This window comes from Devosia sp. Z6_126 (genome assembly GCF_058133495.1).
The window spans coordinates 834,912-851,067 of the sequence record NZ_JBYUNO010000001.1; the positions used below are offsets into that span (position 1 = coordinate 834,912).

The following is a 16,156-nucleotide window of genomic DNA, read 5'->3' on the forward strand; positions in this document are numbered from 1 at the left end:
CACGCGGGAAGCGCGGCAGAAGTGCCGCAAATGGGCGTGAGGACAGTTATGGCATTAGGGCCGCGGCTGGAGTTTCGGCAGGCGCAAAGCCTGACGCTGACGCCGCAATTGATGCAGTCGATCCGGCTGTTGCAGTTGAGCCATCTCGAACTCAATGAGTTCGTCGACGCCGAATTACTGCGCAATCCGCTACTGGAGCGCGCTGAAGGCGACGGCGCGTTAGTGACGGGGGATATGACTGAGGCCGCTGACCAGCCAGAGACCGGCAGCGGTTTTGCTGACACACTGGACAGCGCGGTGCATTTGCCCACGGCCGAGGCCATTGCGGAGCACCTCGACACGGCCGTGGAAGATGTTTTCCCCGAACAGCACAGATCGGAGGGCCAAGTCTCGAGCGGTCGCGAGCGCGACAGTGTGGATTGGAGCGAGGCACCCGATCTGGACCAGTTCCTTTCGGCTCGCCCGAGGCTTTCGGAGCACCTGGAACGCCAGGCCAATCTGATCTTACGGACGGCTTCGGACCGCCTGATCGCCGGCGCCCTGATCGGGCAACTGGATGAGGCGGGTTATCTGAGTGCGCCGCTGGACACGACGGCTGAGCAACTCGGCGCTGAGTTGGCGGACGTGGAGGCTGTGCTCGGAGCGCTTCAAGGGTGTGAACCGGTCGGAGTGTTCGCGCGGGACCTTGCTGAGTGCCTTGCTATTCAGCTCAGGGAAGCCAATCGGTTGGACCCACTGATGCAGGGCCTGCTCGCTCATCTTCCGATGCTGGCCGAGCACAACCTTTCCGGTTTGCAAAGAGCCATCGGCTGCGATCGGGAAGATCTGCTCGACATGCTCGCTGAACTGCGCCGGCTTGATCCCCGTCCGGGCCTGGCCTTCGACTCTGGCCCGGCTGAAACAGTGGTGCCCGACGTGTTTGTGCGCCTTGCTCCTGATGGTGGCTGGGGCATCGAGCTCAACAGCGAGGTGCTGCCCCGAGTTTTAGTTGACCGGGTGTACTACGCCACCGTGTCCAAGCGGACGCGCGAGCCAGGCGACAAAGCCTTTCTGTCAGATTGCCTCGCCAGCGCCAATTGGCTGACTAAGAGCCTTGACCAGCGGGCCCAAACCATCATCAAGACGGCCGCGGAAATCGTGCGCCAGCAGGACGGTTTTTTGCGCCATGGCATCGCTTATCTGCGGCCGATGACCCTCAAAATGGTGGCCGACGCTATTGATATGCACGAATCAACCGTCAGCCGCGTCACCTCCAACAAATACTTGGCCACGCCGCGCGGGCTGTTCGAGATGAAATACTTCTTCACGACCGCCATTGCCGCTTCTGACGGCGGCGGTGACCATTCGGCCGAGGCGGTACGCCATCGTATCCGCCAGTTGATCGAAAGCGAATCGCTTAGCGATGTGCTGTCCGATGATACGATCGCGGCCATGCTCAAGCGCGAGCAGGGTATCGAATTGGCCCGGCGGACGGTCGCCAAGTATCGGGAAGGTATGAACATCCCCTCCTCGGTGATCCGCCGGCGCCAAAAACGAGATCTGGCGACAATGGCCTGAGACCGGCGCCTGTCCGCTTGCAACCGGCCGGTACGACCATGTTGCATAGGGCAGGTTCGAACCGAGGGGGCAAGTTACGCGTTGGGTGCGTGATGGCTGCAACCAGCTTGCCCAGGGAGTGGCACATTTAGTCGGCCCACCAAGGGTTACTCTGGCTACGGCGCATCAAGCGAGAACAAAAAGAAAGAGGATGCCATGAGCTTACGCGTTTCGGGAAAGAACATGGATGTCGGCGATGCCCTGCGCGGTCGTGCGGAGGAGCATATCGACGCAGCAGTGGGGAAGTATTTCGACGGCAATTATGACGGCCACCTCACCCTTACTCCCGACGGAACTGGCTTCCTGGCCGATTGTGTAGTGCATCTTGACACCGGAGCCGTGTTGCAGGCGAGCGCCCAGGGTGGCGACGCTATCGCCGCCTTCGAGCTGATGACGCAACACATCGAAAAGCGGTTGCGCCGGTATAACCGGAAGCTCAAGTCGCATCGGCGCGGTGGATTCGGCGTCGGCGACACCCAGGTGCCCGACGCCGACGGAACCGCGCAATACACGGTATTTGGTGCAGGCGATCAGCTTGAGGAACTTCCAGAAGATTATGCGCCACCTGTGATCGCGGAGACCACAAAAAACCTGCGCTCGCTGAGCGTGGAAGAGGCCGTCATGGAACTGGATATGACCAGCGCCGGGGCTGTGATGTTCCGCCACGCTGGACATGGCGGGCTGAATGTGGTTTACCGCCGCTCCGACGGCAATATTGGCTGGATCGATCCGGCATTGGGCGCAAATTAGACCCGAGTAATTGCTGCACCAAGAATAATCTAGATTAAGGCTATAGTGATGGAGTTGGCCGACATTCTGGCTGAACGCGCGGTGCTTGCTTGTACGGGAGTGCAATCCAAGCAGCAGCTATTCCAAGAGCTTGCCCAACGGGCCGCCGAACTGACGGGACTCGAGCGCAACGACATCCTTGATGCCATTTCCAATCGCGAAGCCCTGGGCTCGACGGGCCTGGGCAACGGGATCGCGATTCCACACGGAAAAACCGCCGGCATCAAACAGGTGACGGCGGTGTTTGCCCGGCTTGACCAGCCGATCGAGTTCGATGCAGTCGACGATCAGCCCGTAGACCTCGTCATGATGCTGCTGGCACCAGCCGGCGCGGGGGCGGATCACCTCAAGGCGCTGTCGCGGGTGGCCCGCTTGTTGCGCACCGAAAGCGTGGTCGAGGAGTTGCGCCGCGCCGGCGATGAAGCTCAACTTTACGCCATTCTAAGCAGCCCATCGGACACCAACTACGCCGCCTGAGCCGCCGTTGGCGGCCGGCCTTCCAGTTGGATTCGCTTTAATGGACGGTAGCCAGCCCCAGATTGCGGGTGCCGAGCCATTCGCTAACGGCATCCTCGGTATCGGTTACCAGCAAGGGTGTGCCATCGGCAGACATGACGAGTTGATAAACCTCGTCAGTGTTGAACTCGGCTTCCTCGATCATGGCCGACAGCACATCGCCGCCCACGGGCCGTACATAGGCCACCGCGCTGCCGCCAAGTGCGGCAAACTGGGCCCGCGTGAGAGACTTTAGCGGATTGGCCAAGGTCTCAGTGTAATTTTCAGTGTTACGCTTTTCGTACATAACTGGCCCTTTCCTCAAACTGAGCGAATTTCAATGCGCCGGGCTATCTTAGGCGCTTGGGGGCGCTCGATGGTAACAACGAGCAAACCGTGGCTTAAAGTTGCATCCCTAACGATCATGCCGTCGGCGAGCAGGAAGGAACGCTGGAACTGGCGGGCGGCAATGCCGCGATGCAGGAACTGACGCGCACCATCTTCCTTTTGCCGACCCCGCACGAGGACCTGCCCATCTTCGGCAGTCACTTCCAGATCGTCGGGTGAGAACCCGGCGACGGCAATCGATACCAGGAACTGTTCAGTCCCATCCGGAGCGGTGCTACGCTCTATGTTATAGGGCGGGTAGCCTTCGGCAGCCTTGGCCAGGCGGTCTACCCGCTCTTCCAGATTGTCGAAGCCCAACAAAAAGGGCGCAGAAAACACCGAGACACGCGACATGCAGCCGTCCTTGATCACAAGCAACGCATTGGCGCGGACCCAGAAAGAACGGCATCACGCGCCTTGCCAACATATGGTGGGCGCCCGGCGCTGTTCAAGGCGGCCCAATTTGCTCGCTGGTGACGGCTAGGCTCTTGCCTTGTGCCGCCTTTGGCCCTATAGAGCCGGCTTCTGCTGACCGCCCGGCCTCAGGCATGCCGTGGCGGTCTTTGAATGCGATAGGCCCTCTGTCTATCCTCGTAACACCAAGGACCCGCAAAATGCCCAAGATGAAGACTAAATCGGGCGCCAAGAAGCGTTTCAGCTTCACGGCAACCGGTCGCGTCAAGGCCGGCGTCGCCGGCAAGCGCCACCGCCTGATCAACCACTCGGCCAAGTATATTCGCACCAATCGTGGGACCAAAATCCTGCAGAAGGGCGATGAATCGCTGGTCAAGTGGTACATGCCGTACAACCGCTAACGCTCTCGAAAGGACCCTGACACATGTCACGCGTTAAAAGAGGCGTTACCAATCACGCCCGTCACAAGAAGGTCTTGAAGGCTGCCGAGGGTTATTACGGCCGTCGCAAGTCTACGATCCGCATTGCCAAGCAGGCAGTGGAAAAGGCCGGCCAGTACGCCTACCGCGACCGCCGCGTCAAGAAGCGCAACTTCCGCGCTCTCTGGATCCAGCGCATCAACGCTGCCGTGCGCGATCACGGATTGACCTATGGCCGATTTATCGACGGCCTCAGCAAGGCTGAGATTGCCGTTGACCGCAAGGTGCTCTCCGATCTCGCGATCACCGAGCCCGCAGCGTTCGGCGCACTGGTCGAAAAGGCCAAGGCAGCCCTGGCGTATCTGGAAGGCGTTGAAGCCACCACCCACGCCCGCGTTTCTGCCTAAGACTCTCCTTCGCTGAGGTCATCATTGCGCCTTGTGCCACCCGGAAGGGCTGGTGCAAGGCGCTTTGTTTTGGTCTAACCGCGTTCACTCAATCCGGATCTCCCCATGTCTCTTGATCAGCAGATCGATCTTCTCCGCGCCGAGCTTACCGACGCCATTGCCGCTGCCGCCGATGCCGGCGCGCTGGATGCGGTTCGCGTTGCCGCGCTGGGCAAGAAGGGCAGTGTTTCGGCGCTGCTAGCCTCCCTGGGCAGCATGGCCCCTGAAGAACGTAAATCGGCGGGTCCAGCGATCAACGGGCTCAAGAGTGAAATTGCCGGCCTGATCGAAGCTCGGGGGGCAGCGCTCGAGGCCGAAGCGCTCGCAGCACGTCTAGCAGCCGAAACGGTCGACATTACCCTGCCCCTGCAGCCGGCACCGACCGCCCGGGGCCGCATCCACCCCATCAGCCAGACGCTCGATGAGATCACCGCGATCTTTTCGGATATGGGCTTTTCCATCGCCGAAGGTCCCGATATCGAGACGGACTACTACAACTTCACCGCGCTCAATTTCCCCGAAGGCCATCCGGCCCGGGAAATGCATGACACCTTTTTCATGAAGCCCGGCCCTGACGGGGTCAAAAAGCTGCTGCGCACCCACACCTCGCCGGTCCAGGTCCGGGTGATGCAGAGAACCAATGAAAAGCCGGCCGCGAGCTATATCACGCCGTCCATGGATCCGCCGATCCGGGTGGTGATTCCTGGGCGCACCTATCGCAACGACTCCGACCAGACCCACACGCCCATGTTCCATCAGGTGGAGGGGCTGGTGATCGATAAGTCCAGCCATATCGGCCAGCTGCGCTGGGTGCTCGAGGAGTTCCTCAAGGCCTATTTCGAAGTGCCCAACGTGACGCTGCGCTTCCGGCCGAGCTTTTTTCCCTTCACCGAACCCAGCATGGAAGTGGATGTGCGTTGCGACCGCTCGGGCAATGAGGTCAAGATCGGCGAAGGCAATGATTGGCTCGAGATCCTGGGCTGCGGCATGGTGCATCCAAATGTGATCCGCAATGCCGGGCTCGATCCGGACGTTTATCAGGGCTTTGCCTGGGGTATGGGGATCGACCGCATCGCCATGCTTAAGTACGGCATGCCCGATCTGCGCCAGTTCTTTGACGCCGACCAGCGCTGGCTCGACCATTATGGGTTCCGCCCGCTGGACCTGCCAACCTTGTTTGGCGGGCTGTCGAGCTAACAGTATGGCTGACCTGCCGCCCCCTTACCGCAATGCCATCCAGTTCAGCTTCGGCGACTCGCCCGAGCTGGCAGACGAGCTGCTCGCCCTCGTGCTTGCCGGCAAGAAGACGGCAACCTGCGGCGCCTTGCGTGATTTCGGGCCATACAAGGAACCCCTATCCCAGGCCGGGCGGCGCGATGTCGTGCTGAACGGAGCGGGAGAAGCGGCGGCGGTGATCGAAACCCTCTCGGTCGAGGTCAAGCGGTTCGATGAGATCGGTCCGGAGTTCAGCGACCTTGAAGGCGAAGGCCCCTATGCCGAGTGGCGCGCCGGCCATGAGCGTTATTTCGCTCGCAACGGTGGCTTTGCTCCCGACATGCCGGTGGTCTGCGAGCAGTTTCGGCTGGTTGAGGTACTGCCTGCCGGGCGCCCGGTCTATAATCAGGTGGCGCGGCCGATCTTTATCGTCACCGATATTGAGGCGGACGGCCCGACCCCGCTGCACAATTCTATGCTGAGCTTTGCCGCCGTCGCGATCGAGGCCGATGGGAGGCGACATGGCGAGTTCGAGGCCGTGCTGCAGCCGCGCCCGGATCGGCAGGCCAACGAAACCACCATGGCCTGGTGGCAAACCCAGCCCGAAGCCTGGGCAGCGGCAACCACGGGAGCCGAGCCGGCCGAAACGGTGATGCCGCGCTTTGCCGATTGGGTGGAAAACTTGCCCGGCCCCAAGGTCTTTGCCGCCGCGCCGCTGATGTTCGACGGGCTTTGGATGGACCATTATCTCGACCAGTTTGCCGGCACGCGAGTGCTGAGCGGTCCCTTCAAGGGCCGGCAGATCTTTCGTGGCGGCGGGGTGTGCCTTTACACCATGGCCGGAACGTTGCGTGGCGCGCCCTATCTCGATTGGGGGATGAGCAAGCTGCCCGCCGAGTTCTACGGCCATATCGCCCACACCCATCATGCGATCGACGATGCCCGCGGCTTTGCCCGAGTCCTTGTCGAATTGTTCAAGATTTCCCGCGCACTGCCGCCGATCACCGGTAGCCAGAGCGACTTCCGTTAAGGTATGCGATCATGAAGTTCACCCTTGAATGGCTCCGCGAGCATCTCGACACCACAGCCTCCGTGGATGAGATCAGCAAATCGCTGACCATGATTGGCCTCGAAGTGGAAGGCGTGGAGGATCAGGGCGAAGCGCTGAAGAGCTTTGTGGTGGCCCATGTCGTATCGGCCGAGCAGCACCCCAATGCCGACCGGCTGCGCGTGTGCAAGGTCGATGCAGGCAGCGGCGAGCTGATCGACGTCGTGTGCGGTGCGCCCAATGCCCGAACCGGGCTCAAGACCGTGTTCGCGTTCCCCGGGACCTATATCCCGGGCAAGGACATGACTATCGGGGTGGGCAATATTCGCGGCGCCGCCTCCAATGGAATGCTGTGCTCGGCGGCCGAGCTCGACCTGTCGAGCGACCATGACGGCATCATCGAGCTACCCGAAGATGCACCCGTCGGTCAGCGCTATGTCGATTATGAGGGCATCAATGGTGTCGTCTTTGACATTTCGATCACGCCCAATCGCGGCGACGCCACCGGCGTTTATGGAATCGCCCGGGATCTGGCAGCCTTTGGCGTTGGCACATTGAAGCGCACCGACATGTCGCCCGTGGCCTCGAAGAGCCCGAGCCCATTGGCGCCCCTGCCGCACCAATTCGCCGAAGGCGAGCCCAAGGCCATCCGCAAATTCGCTGGCCGGGTCATTCGCAACATCAAGAATGGCCCCTCCCCTGAGTGGCTGCAAAGCCGCCTGCGCGCGGTGGGTCTGCGCCCAATCAATGCGGTGGTGGATATCACCAATCTGGTGTCGCTGGGCTGGGGGCGTCCCCTCCATGCGTATGATGCTGACAAGATTGTGGGCCAGCCCGTGCTGCGCAATGCGCGCGCCGGGGAGAGCCTTGATGGTCTCGACAACAAGCTCCACCCACTCGACGAAACCATGACGGTGATCGCCGACGAGCAGGGGCCGCTCTGCCTTGGCGGCGTCATGGGCGGCGAACGCTCGGGTTGCACTGATGATACCACCACAATCCTGATGGAATGCGCCAGCTGGGATCCTGACCTGATTGCCCGGAGCGGACGCAAGACCGGCATTGTCTCGGATGCGCGTTATCGGCTCGAGCGTGGCGTTGACCCGGCGCTGACCGAACCCGGCCTCGAGCTGGCCACCCGGCTGGTGCTGGAGCTCTGCGGCGGCGAGGCGGCTGAGCCGGTGATCTCGGGCGAAGACGTGTTCCCCAATACGCGAGTGGAATTCCCGCTTTCCGAGGTCAAGCGGCTGACCGGCCTTACGGTTGAACCCAGCCAAATCGAGGCTATCCTCGAAGGTCTCGGTTTTGCTGTGAGCGGCAGTGGTGAAACGCGCGATGTCGCGGTGCCCAGCTGGCGGCCCGACATCACGCAAAAGGCCGATATCGTTGAAGAAGTGATGCGCATGGTTGGCGTTGATGCCGTGCCTGTCGAGCCGCTGCCGCGCCTGCACCATGTGGCCCCGCGCGTGTTGACGACCATGCAGAACCGGCGGCGTATTGCGCGGCGCCTGCTGGCCGCCCGCGGTTTGGACGAGGCCGTCACCTGGTCGTTCATCTCGCACAAGGAAGCCCTGCGCTTCGGCGGAGGCGGAGAGACCCTGCAGCTGGCCAATGCCATTGCTTCGGATATGACCGATATGCGCCCTTCTCTGCTGCCGGGCCTGCTGGCTGCAGCGCGTCGCAATTCCAATCGCGGCATTGAGGATCTGGCCCTATTCGAGGTCGGGCAGGTGTTCCTGTCCGATGCTCCCGAAGGCCAGCACACCTATGCCACTGGCATCCGCACCGGCACGGCCAAGCTGACCGGCAGCGGTCGCCGCTGGGACGGCAAGGCGGAACCCGTTGGCGTGTTCGACGCCAAGGCAGATCTCGCGGCCGTGCTCGACGCCCTTGGGGTTGATATCGACAAGGTGCAGGTGCTGCCCGAAGCCGCCTCCTGGAGCCATCCCGGTCGTGGCGGGCGCCTGGCGCTCGGACCCAAGGTGACGCTGGGCTGGTTTGGCGAGCTGCACCCGGCCCTCAGTGCCGAGCTTGACCTTTTGGGGCCCATCGCCGCCTTCGAGATTGATCTGGATGCCTTGCCCGAGCCGCGCCGCAAGCCGATGCGCACCAAGCCGGCGTTGCCGCTTTCCAGCCTCATGCCCCTGAGCCGCGATTTCGCCTTTGTGGTCGACAAGTCTGTGTCCGCCGGGACGATCATCAAGGCAGCCCGTGGTGCCGACAAGGCACTGATTACCGGCGTCGAGGTGTTCGATGTGTATGAAGGCACCCATGTTGGCGAGGGCAAGAAGTCAGTGGCGATCGCGGTAACGCTGCAGCCTACCGACAAGACGCTGACCGACGAGCAGATCGAGAAGGTTTCGGCCGCTGTGGTCAATGCCGTCAGCAAAGCCAGCGGCGGCGTGCTCCGAACCTAGGAGCCTAGCTTGCGCCGCCGGGGCCGCTCGGCGCGCCAGGCTAGCACCGAGATCAGCAGGCCCAGCGCCAGAACGGCGAGCAAGGGCCAATGGCGCCATTGGGCAAACGGGGTGCTGGCCAGCCGTTCGGACGGGCGCACATCGAGCGCGGCCATCTCCAGGGGCGCCAGCTGCCCGGTGATGCGGCCCAGCGGATCAGTGGCAAAGGTAATGCCAGTATTGGCCGCCCGGATCAGGCTCATCCCCTCTTCCACTGCCCGCACCCGAGCATGGTGGGCATGTTGGGCCGGACCGATTGAGCCGTCGAACCAGGCATCATTGGTGATGTTGAACAGGAACTGGGCTTCGGCCGTGTCGCCCAGATCACCGGAAAACAGGATTTCGTAGCAGATCAGCGCCAATAGAGCCGGCGTCCCCGGCAGGTTCAGCAAGCGCCGGCGCGCGTCGCCATGGCCCCAGCCCTCCGCCCCGGGCACGAATTGCTTGATACCAAGCTGGGCAAAGAAGTCCTGAAAGGGCAGGAACTCGCCAAAGGGCACCAGATGAGCCTTGTCGTAGCTCTCGATCACCTCACCATCGCTGTTGATCGCCAGAATGGCGTTGAAGGGCGGACCCGATGGGCTGGTCGCGCCCGGAGCAAACTGCTGGCGCGGCGCTCCGGTGAGGAGGATGGTGCCGTCCGGCAGCATGCGAGCAATTCGCGCCAGCGCATCGGGATAGGACGCCAGAAAGAAGGGCAGACTGGATTCGGGCCACACCAGATGGGTGATATCGGCAAGACCCTGGTCCTGCGGATCCATCCGGATTTCCGACAGCATCAGCAGCCGATCGATGAGGCCAGCCGGATCGACCTGGGCCCAGTTGGCATGTTCATAAACGAGGGGCTGCACCAGCCGCATGGCGATATCGGTACGCTCGCCGACAGGGGTGCCTGCCAGCCGGTTGAAGCCGTAGCCTAGCTGGCCAGCCAGGACCGCCAGCGACAGGAAGAACGGAAGCAGCCGCCGCGACAGCGGGCGCCCGTCAGCGGGCCAGATCAGGGCCGGCGTCATTGCCAGGAGGGCCGCAACAAAGGTGAGGCCATAAACGCCCACAAGGGCCGTCGCCTGCATCATCTCCGTTGTCGGGGTTAGGGTATAGCCAAGCAGGTCGAAGGGAAAGCCGGTCAGCACATGGCCGCGCGCCCATTCGGCGGCGGTCACAAAGGTCGCGAGCGTCACAATGCGCCAAGGTCCGGTGGACCAGAGTAGGTGCGCGCCAGCGCTGCCCAACCCCCAAAACAAGGCGATCAAAGCGGCAAGGGCCAAGATGGCAAAGGGCATCAGCACCAGCATGACGCCGCCCTCTACAAAGAAAGCCGCGCCCAACCAGTGAAACGCGACTGTGAAATAGCCCCAGCCGAAGGCAAAACCAATGGTGAAGGCTGGTCCGAACAATCTCCGCCAGCCGCGGCCATGCTCGGCACCATCGAGGCACCAGACCCAGACGGGAAATGCCAGGAACAGCGTCGGCAACACGAACAAGGGGGGCACAGCGAGCCCGGCCACCGCCCCAGCCAGCAAGAGCAGCAGGAAGCGCCGCCAACCATGGCTCAGCATGGCAGTCTCGGCCAGCCAGGTCATTGCAGAACACTGCGCGAATCGGGGTGCATGGGCGCAAGCTGGCTGCGCAAAGCCCCAGCGTCAAGGCGCTGCCCGAGGCACATTGGCGAGTTGATCGGTCTCGACACCGAAGGACGACGCCGCTAGAGCGATAGCTATGCAGACCCTGCCCATCACCCTCGCCATTGATACTGCTGCGCCCCGGCTGCAGCTCGCTCTGCTGCTCGCGGATGGAAGCGTGGATGTGCTGGTCGACGAGATCGCCACCGGCCATGCCGAATTGATCTTCGGGCGGCTCACGGCGCTGCTGGAGCGCAATGGGTTGAGTTATGCCGATCTCGGGCGGGTGGCCGTCTCGACCGGGCCTGGCTCCTTTACCGGCTTGCGCATCGGGCTTTCCGCTGCGCGAGGCATAGCGTTGGCCCGGGGCATCCCGGTGGTGGGTGCCCCGACCCTTTTGGCCCTGTCCCTCTCCGCTCCAAGCGAGGGGCCGATAGCGGTGCTGCTCGATGCGCGGCGGGGTGAGGCCTATTCCCAGACTTTCAGCACTAGAGGCGTTCCGGCCGGTGCAGCGCAATTGCTGCCCATGGCGCAAGCGGAAGCTGCGGTGCCAGCAGGGGCAACTCTGCTGCGCGGCCCCTTCATCGATGTCAGCTTGCTGGCCCGCTTTGGGGCTACCGCTGATCCGGCCGACTATCCCCCGGAAGCTGCCTATGTGCGCGAAGCAGATGCCAGGCCCCAGGCTGCCGCCCGCATACCCCGGCTCGCCCCGTGAGAAAGCTGTGGCTGGGGCCGCATGGCCTGCATGTGGAGCCCGCCCAGGTAGGCGATGCCGAGGTCTTGGCCGCTATTCACGCCCAGGGCTTCTTTCGTGGCTGGTCTCGCGAGGAGTTTGCCGACTTCCTCCAGGAAACGGAATGCACTACCCTGGTCGCCTGTGACCCACGGCGCCAAGTTGCCGGTTTCATCCTGGTGCGACTGATTGGTGATGAGGCGGAATTGCTCAGCATTGCCGTTGAGCCTAAATGGCGGGGCAAGCGGGTGGGCCAGGCTCTGCTGCGAGCGGCTCTGGATGATCTGCTGTTTACCAATGCCCGCCGCATGTTCCTGGAAGTGGATGAGCGCAACAGTGCAGCGCTGCGACTTTATCGCAGTCATGGCTTTGTGGAAGTGGGTAGGCGCAAGGGCTATTATCCCCGCCCGGATGGTTCGGCAGCCACCGCGCTTGTCATGGCCGCCGATCTTGGCTAACTCCTTCCCATAGCCTTGGCAGGACCCGCTTGTGAGCAAGACCAGCAGCGAACCGACCCTGGAAGAGGCCTGTGTGGCGCAGGGCATGCGCATGACCGACCAGCGCCGGATCATCGCCCGCGTGATCCAGGACAGTGCTGACCATCCCGTCGTCGAGGAATTGCACCGGCGCGCAGCGGCGATCGACGCCGGCATCTCACTATCCACGGTCTACCGGACGCTCAACCTGTTTGAGGAAGCCGGCCTTGTCACCAAGCACGATTTCAAGGATGGACGCGCCCGGTTCGAACTGATTCCCGACGAGCACCACGACCACCTCATCGATGTTCGAAGCGGAAGGGTAATCGAGTTCCGCAACGAGGAAATCGAGGCGATCCAGGAAGTGATTGCCAAGCGGCTGGGATACCGGCTGGTGGATCATCGCCTCGAGCTTTATGCCGTGCCGATCGAAACCGGATCCAAGCCCGCCAAGGGCGAGCCGCAGTAGCACTGCCGTCCCAAGTTAACACTAACCGCCGAGCCTTCTAGCGTTAACGAGCCTTCGACGAGTACAGCATCCTTGCTGGCGCTGCAGGGAGGTTGGCGTGGCTTGGCAATTGATCGCGATCTGGACGCTAGTGGTGCCCCGCCGTGCTGTGGTTTGCAGTGGATGAGCGCCAAGAGCATCGTCGCCGGCGGAGGGCGGCCCGGCTCTACCCTTCCCCTGCCCCACGAGCTGCGGCAGAGGCTCAAAACGCTCAGACTTTTCCCGGCCTTTCGCCCGCCTACCGCGCCTTCCTGCAGAACGCAGGCAATCAGCCCTATACCTGATCGAGCGTCGATTTCAGCCGCGCCAAAATGTCGGCGGCTTTCACCAGCAAGGCCATCTCGATATCTTCTTCGCTCATGGTTTCGGACGTGTTGGCCCAAACCGGGATCTCCAGATCGTGGCGCTGTTCGCGCCCATCGCGTATTTCGGTCAGCACGGCGCGCACCTTGCCGGTTACGCGGTTAGGCAAGCGGGGATGGGCGCTTTTATGCGCTACGGCAATGTCGATAAGTTGGTAAGTCAAACGGTTCCGGCCCTGTGGACAGGCAACGATGCTGGACGTTTAGCGTTCCAGCCCCGTTAACCGCCTCGAACTAAAGGCGGTTCTCCACAGCGTGCGGGCGGGTCAAACGCGCACGGCGTGTTCTACCCGGCCAGCATCACCAAAAACGCGCAGATAACGCTCGATTTCGCTTTTCTCGCCCGTCGCCTTGGCCGGATTATCGGACAGCTTGACCGCGGGCCGCCCATTGGCCTCGCTGACCTTGATGACGATCGAAATTGGGTCCAGTCCCGGATTGGGCTCTGGCGCGCAGCCTTCAAAATCATTGGTCAGGTTGGTGCCCCAGCCAAAGGCCATGCGCACGCGCCCGTCGAAGTGCAAATAGGCCTCTTCGATCATGTCGACATCGAGCCCATCGGAAAAGATCAGCAATTTGTCACGCGGGTCGCGCCCCCGCTCCTGCCACCAACGGATGATGCGTTCGCCGCCAGCGATAGCGGGGGCACTATCTGGGCGGAAGCCAGTCCAGTCGGCAACCCAATCGGGGGCATGCTTGAGAAAGGAATCAGTGCCAAAGGCATCGGGCAGCACGATCTTGAGATTGCCGCCATAATAGCTTTCCCAGTCCTGCAGCACGCCATAGGGGGCCTCGCGCAGGGCGTCATCGGTCTTGGCCAGCGCCGCGAGGACCATTGGGAGCTCATGCGCATTGGTGCCGAGAGCCTCGAGATCGGTATCCATGGCCAGCATGACATTGGAGGTACCGGTAAAAGCTTCCCCGATCCCTTCCTTGAGCGCCTCGACGCACCAGCGCTGCCAGAGGAAAGAATGGCGACGGCGTGTACCAAAATCGGAAATGCGCAATTCCGGCAGCTTTTGCAGCCGTTCCACCTTTTCCCACATCTTGGCCTTGGCCCGGGCGTAGAGCACATCGAGCGTGAAGGGCCCGTAGCGCTTCATCGCGGCGCGGCTGCGCAACTCGTTGATGATCGAAAGGGCGGGAATCTCCCACATCGAGGTTTCCAACCACTTGCCTGGAAATTCCAGCACGAACTGACCGTCGCGCTGCTCCAGATGGTATTCCGGCAGCCGGAAGTCCTCGAGCCATTGCAGAAAGGCTGGCTCGAAAATCTGGCGCGAGCCGTAAAAGGTATTGCCGGCCAGCCAGATCATCTCCTTTTTGGAGAAGCGCAGAGTGCGCGCGTGATCAAGCTGGGCGCGCAACTCGGTGATGTCGATCTCATGGGCAAGCTGAACCGAGCGGGTGCGGTTGATCAGCGAGAAGGTGACGTCGATCTTGGGGTACAAGCCCCAGATCATCTGAAGCATCAACAGCTTATAGAAGTCGGTGTCCAGCAGGCTCCGGATGATCGGGTCGAGCTTCCAGGTATGATCATAGACCCGCCGAGCGATATCTGTTGTGGGCACGCGGTTCACCTCCAGCTGACGCGGCCGCCTTGTAGCGCGGCGGGCGGTGGATGGAAAGCGGCTGCAGCGGGTTGGGTCGCCGAGTGATTGAGAACCCTCGAGCGGGGCTCAACCCCGAGACAAGTCTCGTCAGGGAAGTTATCGAAGGATTGGTGGAGCCAAGCGGGATCGAACCGCTGACCTCTTGCATGCCATGCAAGCGCTCTCCCAGCTGAGCTATGGCCCCATCTTTTCGGGTTCGTCCGGGTCATTCCCGTCCGAAGCGAGGCGGAACCTATTGGATGCTCCGTCCCCTTGCAAGTGCCTAAATGACACTTTTTTATTTCGCCGGCCGAAAGCTTGGCCGGCGAAAAAATTCAAGCGAAATCAACGATCCTCGTCGCCGCCAACATCGAATGCCAGGCTGTCGTCCTCGTCGTCTTCCTCTTCCAGGAACACGTCTTCGTCGTCGCCGAGTTCCTCGTCGACCTCGACATCCTCGACATCAGGGATCTCGTCCTCGCCGGCTTCTTCAGCATCGGCGTCCTCGAGCGAAACGATCTCGGGCGCTGCCGCGTCCACGACCTCGTCTTCTTCTTCCGTCTCGTCTTCTTCCTCAACTTTCCGGGCGGTTGCCGGGGAAGCCTTGCCGATCAGCACCTGCTCGAAGTAGGACCGCGGATAGCTCTTGCCGGTATAAGGCGAAACGATCGGGTCCATGTTGAGGTCGTAGAACTTCTTGCCGGTGTCGGGATCGGTCCGCTTGGTGCCGCGTTCGGAACTGGCCATGGGTGGTCCTCGTCGATGGGAGAGCGCGGGGCAAGCCCCGCATTGGCTCGTCCGGTTATGGGCAAACCTTGCCCCTGTCAAACCGAAAATGCTAAGCCCGCCCCGCCGTTCCAGCCGCCCGGAGAAAGCCATGATCATCGCCGTCGACGGACCCGCTGCTTCGGGCAAGGGCACGCTCGCGAGCGGCCTCGCCCGCCATTACGGGCTGCCGCATCTGGATACGGGCCTGTTGTACCGCGCTGTCGGGCAGGCGGTGGACGGCTTTGAGGACGCCCCGGATTTTCAGAACCGCGCCATCGCAGCGGCCCGGAAGCTTGATGAGGCGGACTTGCAGTCCGAACTACTGCTTTCGGCGCGGGCGGGCCAGCTGGCGTCCAAAGTCGCCGTGATTGGAGAAGTCCGTCAGGCACTCTTTGACTATCAGCGCCAGTTTGCCCTGCAGGAGGGCGGTGCCGTACTCGATGGTCGCGACATCGGTACCGTGATCTGCCCCGAGGCGGATGCTAAGCTCTTTATCCAGGCTGATTCCAAGGCGCGCATGGAAAGGCGAGCCCGCCAGCTAGAAATGCGCGGCCAGGTGGTTGATCGCTACGCCCTTTATCACCAAATAGAAGAGCGGGATGCCCGGGACATGGCCAATCCCCATGGCGGTTTTTACAAGGCAGCGGACGCGCACTTGCTCGACACCACGCTTCTCGATATAGAAGCCGCACTCCGCGCAGCCATCGCTATTGTCGATGGAGCCATCAGGCGCAAGGCAGGGCTCGTGCCCTAATTCAATCCTTGTGCATGCAGGCTTCGGCTGCCGGGCAGAATACCCAACATTGCCGTTCCGATCGGGCGCCCGCGCG

At 62.1% G+C, this 16,156-nt stretch carries 18 protein-coding genes and 1 tRNA gene; 12 read left to right on the top strand and 7 right to left on the bottom strand.

The window, feature by feature from the left end; genetic code table 11:
• Positions 1 to 30 precede the first annotated feature (30 nt).
• The 3 genes from rpoN to ptsN all read left to right on the top strand — a co-directional run bounded on the left by rpoN (position 31) and on the right by ptsN (position 2,862).
• Positions 31 to 1,557: an RNA polymerase factor sigma-54 gene (rpoN, locus tag AC3YOG_RS04080; RefSeq protein ID WP_489934550.1), complete on the top strand. Its 1,527-nt coding sequence runs from the start codon at positions 31 to 33 to the stop codon at positions 1,555 to 1,557.
• A gap of 195 nt (positions 1,558 to 1,752) precedes the next feature.
• Complete coding sequence (hpf, locus tag AC3YOG_RS04085; RefSeq protein ID WP_127755059.1) at positions 1,753 to 2,346, top strand: ribosome hibernation-promoting factor, HPF/YfiA family; 594 nt, start codon at positions 1,753 to 1,755, stop codon at positions 2,344 to 2,346.
• Between the two features lie 48 nt (positions 2,347 to 2,394).
• Positions 2,395 to 2,862, top strand: a complete 468-nt coding sequence (gene ptsN / locus AC3YOG_RS04090; protein ID WP_489934180.1) for a PTS IIA-like nitrogen regulatory protein PtsN — start codon at positions 2,395 to 2,397, stop codon at positions 2,860 to 2,862.
• A gap of 37 nt (positions 2,863 to 2,899) precedes the next feature.
• Here ptsN and AC3YOG_RS04095 read toward each other — a convergent pair whose 3' ends face one another.
• Together AC3YOG_RS04095 and AC3YOG_RS04100 are read right to left on the bottom strand one after the other, a co-directional pair.
• Complete coding sequence (locus AC3YOG_RS04095) at positions 2,900 to 3,187, bottom strand: DUF1150 family protein (RefSeq protein WP_127755057.1); 288 nt, start codon at positions 3,185 to 3,187, stop codon at positions 2,900 to 2,902.
• Between the two features lie 14 nt (positions 3,188 to 3,201).
• Positions 3,202 to 3,621, bottom strand: a complete 420-nt coding sequence (locus AC3YOG_RS04100; protein WP_489934181.1) for an Hsp20 family protein — start codon at positions 3,619 to 3,621, stop codon at positions 3,202 to 3,204.
• Positions 3,622 to 3,881: 260 nt separating this feature from the next.
• On the opposite strand from AC3YOG_RS04100, the gene rpmI reads away from it, so the two are divergent.
• From rpmI to pheT, 5 genes are all read left to right on the top strand, one after another.
• Complete coding sequence (gene rpmI, locus AC3YOG_RS04105) at positions 3,882 to 4,082, top strand: 50S ribosomal protein L35 (RefSeq protein WP_127755056.1); 201 nt, start codon at positions 3,882 to 3,884, stop codon at positions 4,080 to 4,082.
• 23 nt (positions 4,083 to 4,105) lie between these two features.
• Positions 4,106 to 4,507, top strand: a complete 402-nt coding sequence (gene rplT / locus AC3YOG_RS04110) for a 50S ribosomal protein L20 (RefSeq protein WP_127755055.1) — start codon at positions 4,106 to 4,108, stop codon at positions 4,505 to 4,507.
• Positions 4,508 to 4,612: 105 nt separating this feature from the next.
• A complete protein-coding gene (gene pheS / locus AC3YOG_RS04115) occupies positions 4,613 to 5,743 on the top strand; it encodes a phenylalanine--tRNA ligase subunit alpha (RefSeq protein ID WP_172121765.1) in 1,131 nt (376 codons plus the stop codon).
• Positions 5,744 to 5,747: 4 nt separating this feature from the next.
• Entirely contained in the window at positions 5,748 to 6,791 is a 1,044-nt protein-coding gene (locus tag AC3YOG_RS04120) for a 3'-5' exoribonuclease domain-containing protein (protein ID WP_489934182.1), read from the top strand.
• An 11-nt stretch (positions 6,792 to 6,802) separates the two neighbouring features.
• Positions 6,803 to 9,226, top strand: coding sequence for a phenylalanine--tRNA ligase subunit beta (gene pheT, locus AC3YOG_RS04125; protein WP_489934183.1), 2,424 nt, complete (start codon positions 6,803 to 6,805; stop codon positions 9,224 to 9,226).
• On the opposite strand, the gene lnt is transcribed toward pheT, so the two are convergent.
• A complete protein-coding gene (lnt, locus tag AC3YOG_RS04130; protein WP_489934184.1) occupies positions 9,223 to 10,848 on the bottom strand; it encodes an apolipoprotein N-acyltransferase in 1,626 nt (541 codons plus the stop codon). The genes pheT and lnt overlap by 4 nt on opposite strands.
• Positions 10,849 to 10,984: 136 nt before the next feature.
• On the opposite strand from lnt, the gene tsaB reads away from it, so the two are divergent.
• The 3 genes from tsaB to AC3YOG_RS04145 all read left to right on the top strand — a co-directional run bounded on the left by tsaB (position 10,985) and on the right by AC3YOG_RS04145 (position 12,565).
• Positions 10,985 to 11,602 (top strand): tRNA (adenosine(37)-N6)-threonylcarbamoyltransferase complex dimerization subunit type 1 TsaB, encoded by a 618-nt coding sequence (tsaB, locus tag AC3YOG_RS04135; RefSeq protein WP_489934185.1) that lies wholly within the window; start codon positions 10,985 to 10,987, stop codon positions 11,600 to 11,602.
• Positions 11,599 to 12,078, top strand: coding sequence for a ribosomal protein S18-alanine N-acetyltransferase (rimI, locus tag AC3YOG_RS04140; protein ID WP_127755050.1), 480 nt, complete (start codon positions 11,599 to 11,601; stop codon positions 12,076 to 12,078). The genes tsaB and rimI overlap by 4 nt, the downstream gene beginning before the upstream one ends.
• 85 nt (positions 12,079 to 12,163) lie before the next feature.
• Entirely contained in the window at positions 12,164 to 12,565 is a 402-nt protein-coding gene (locus AC3YOG_RS04145) for a Fur family transcriptional regulator (RefSeq protein WP_127755392.1), read from the top strand.
• A gap of 313 nt (positions 12,566 to 12,878) precedes the next feature.
• Here AC3YOG_RS04145 and AC3YOG_RS04150 read toward each other — a convergent pair whose 3' ends face one another.
• The 4 genes from AC3YOG_RS04150 to AC3YOG_RS04165 all read right to left on the bottom strand — a co-directional run bounded on the left by AC3YOG_RS04150 (position 12,879) and on the right by AC3YOG_RS04165 (position 15,305).
• A complete protein-coding gene (locus tag AC3YOG_RS04150; protein ID WP_489934186.1) occupies positions 12,879 to 13,130 on the bottom strand; it encodes a hypothetical protein in 252 nt (83 codons plus the stop codon).
• Positions 13,131 to 13,232: 102 nt separating this feature from the next.
• Positions 13,233 to 14,537, bottom strand: a complete 1,305-nt coding sequence (gene pncB / locus AC3YOG_RS04155; RefSeq protein ID WP_127755048.1) for a nicotinate phosphoribosyltransferase — start codon at positions 14,535 to 14,537, stop codon at positions 13,233 to 13,235.
• Positions 14,538 to 14,687: 150 nt separating this feature from the next.
• Positions 14,688 to 14,763: transfer RNA gene (locus AC3YOG_RS04160), tRNA-Ala, on the bottom strand.
• 140 nt (positions 14,764 to 14,903) lie between these two features.
• Complete coding sequence (locus AC3YOG_RS04165; protein ID WP_489934187.1) at positions 14,904 to 15,305, bottom strand: TIGR02300 family protein; 402 nt, start codon at positions 15,303 to 15,305, stop codon at positions 14,904 to 14,906.
• A 130-nt stretch (positions 15,306 to 15,435) separates the two neighbouring features.
• On the opposite strand from AC3YOG_RS04165, the gene AC3YOG_RS04170 reads away from it, so the two are divergent.
• Complete coding sequence (locus AC3YOG_RS04170) at positions 15,436 to 16,080, top strand: (d)CMP kinase (RefSeq protein WP_489934188.1); 645 nt, start codon at positions 15,436 to 15,438, stop codon at positions 16,078 to 16,080.
• The last annotated feature ends 76 nt before the right edge of the window (positions 16,081 to 16,156 follow it).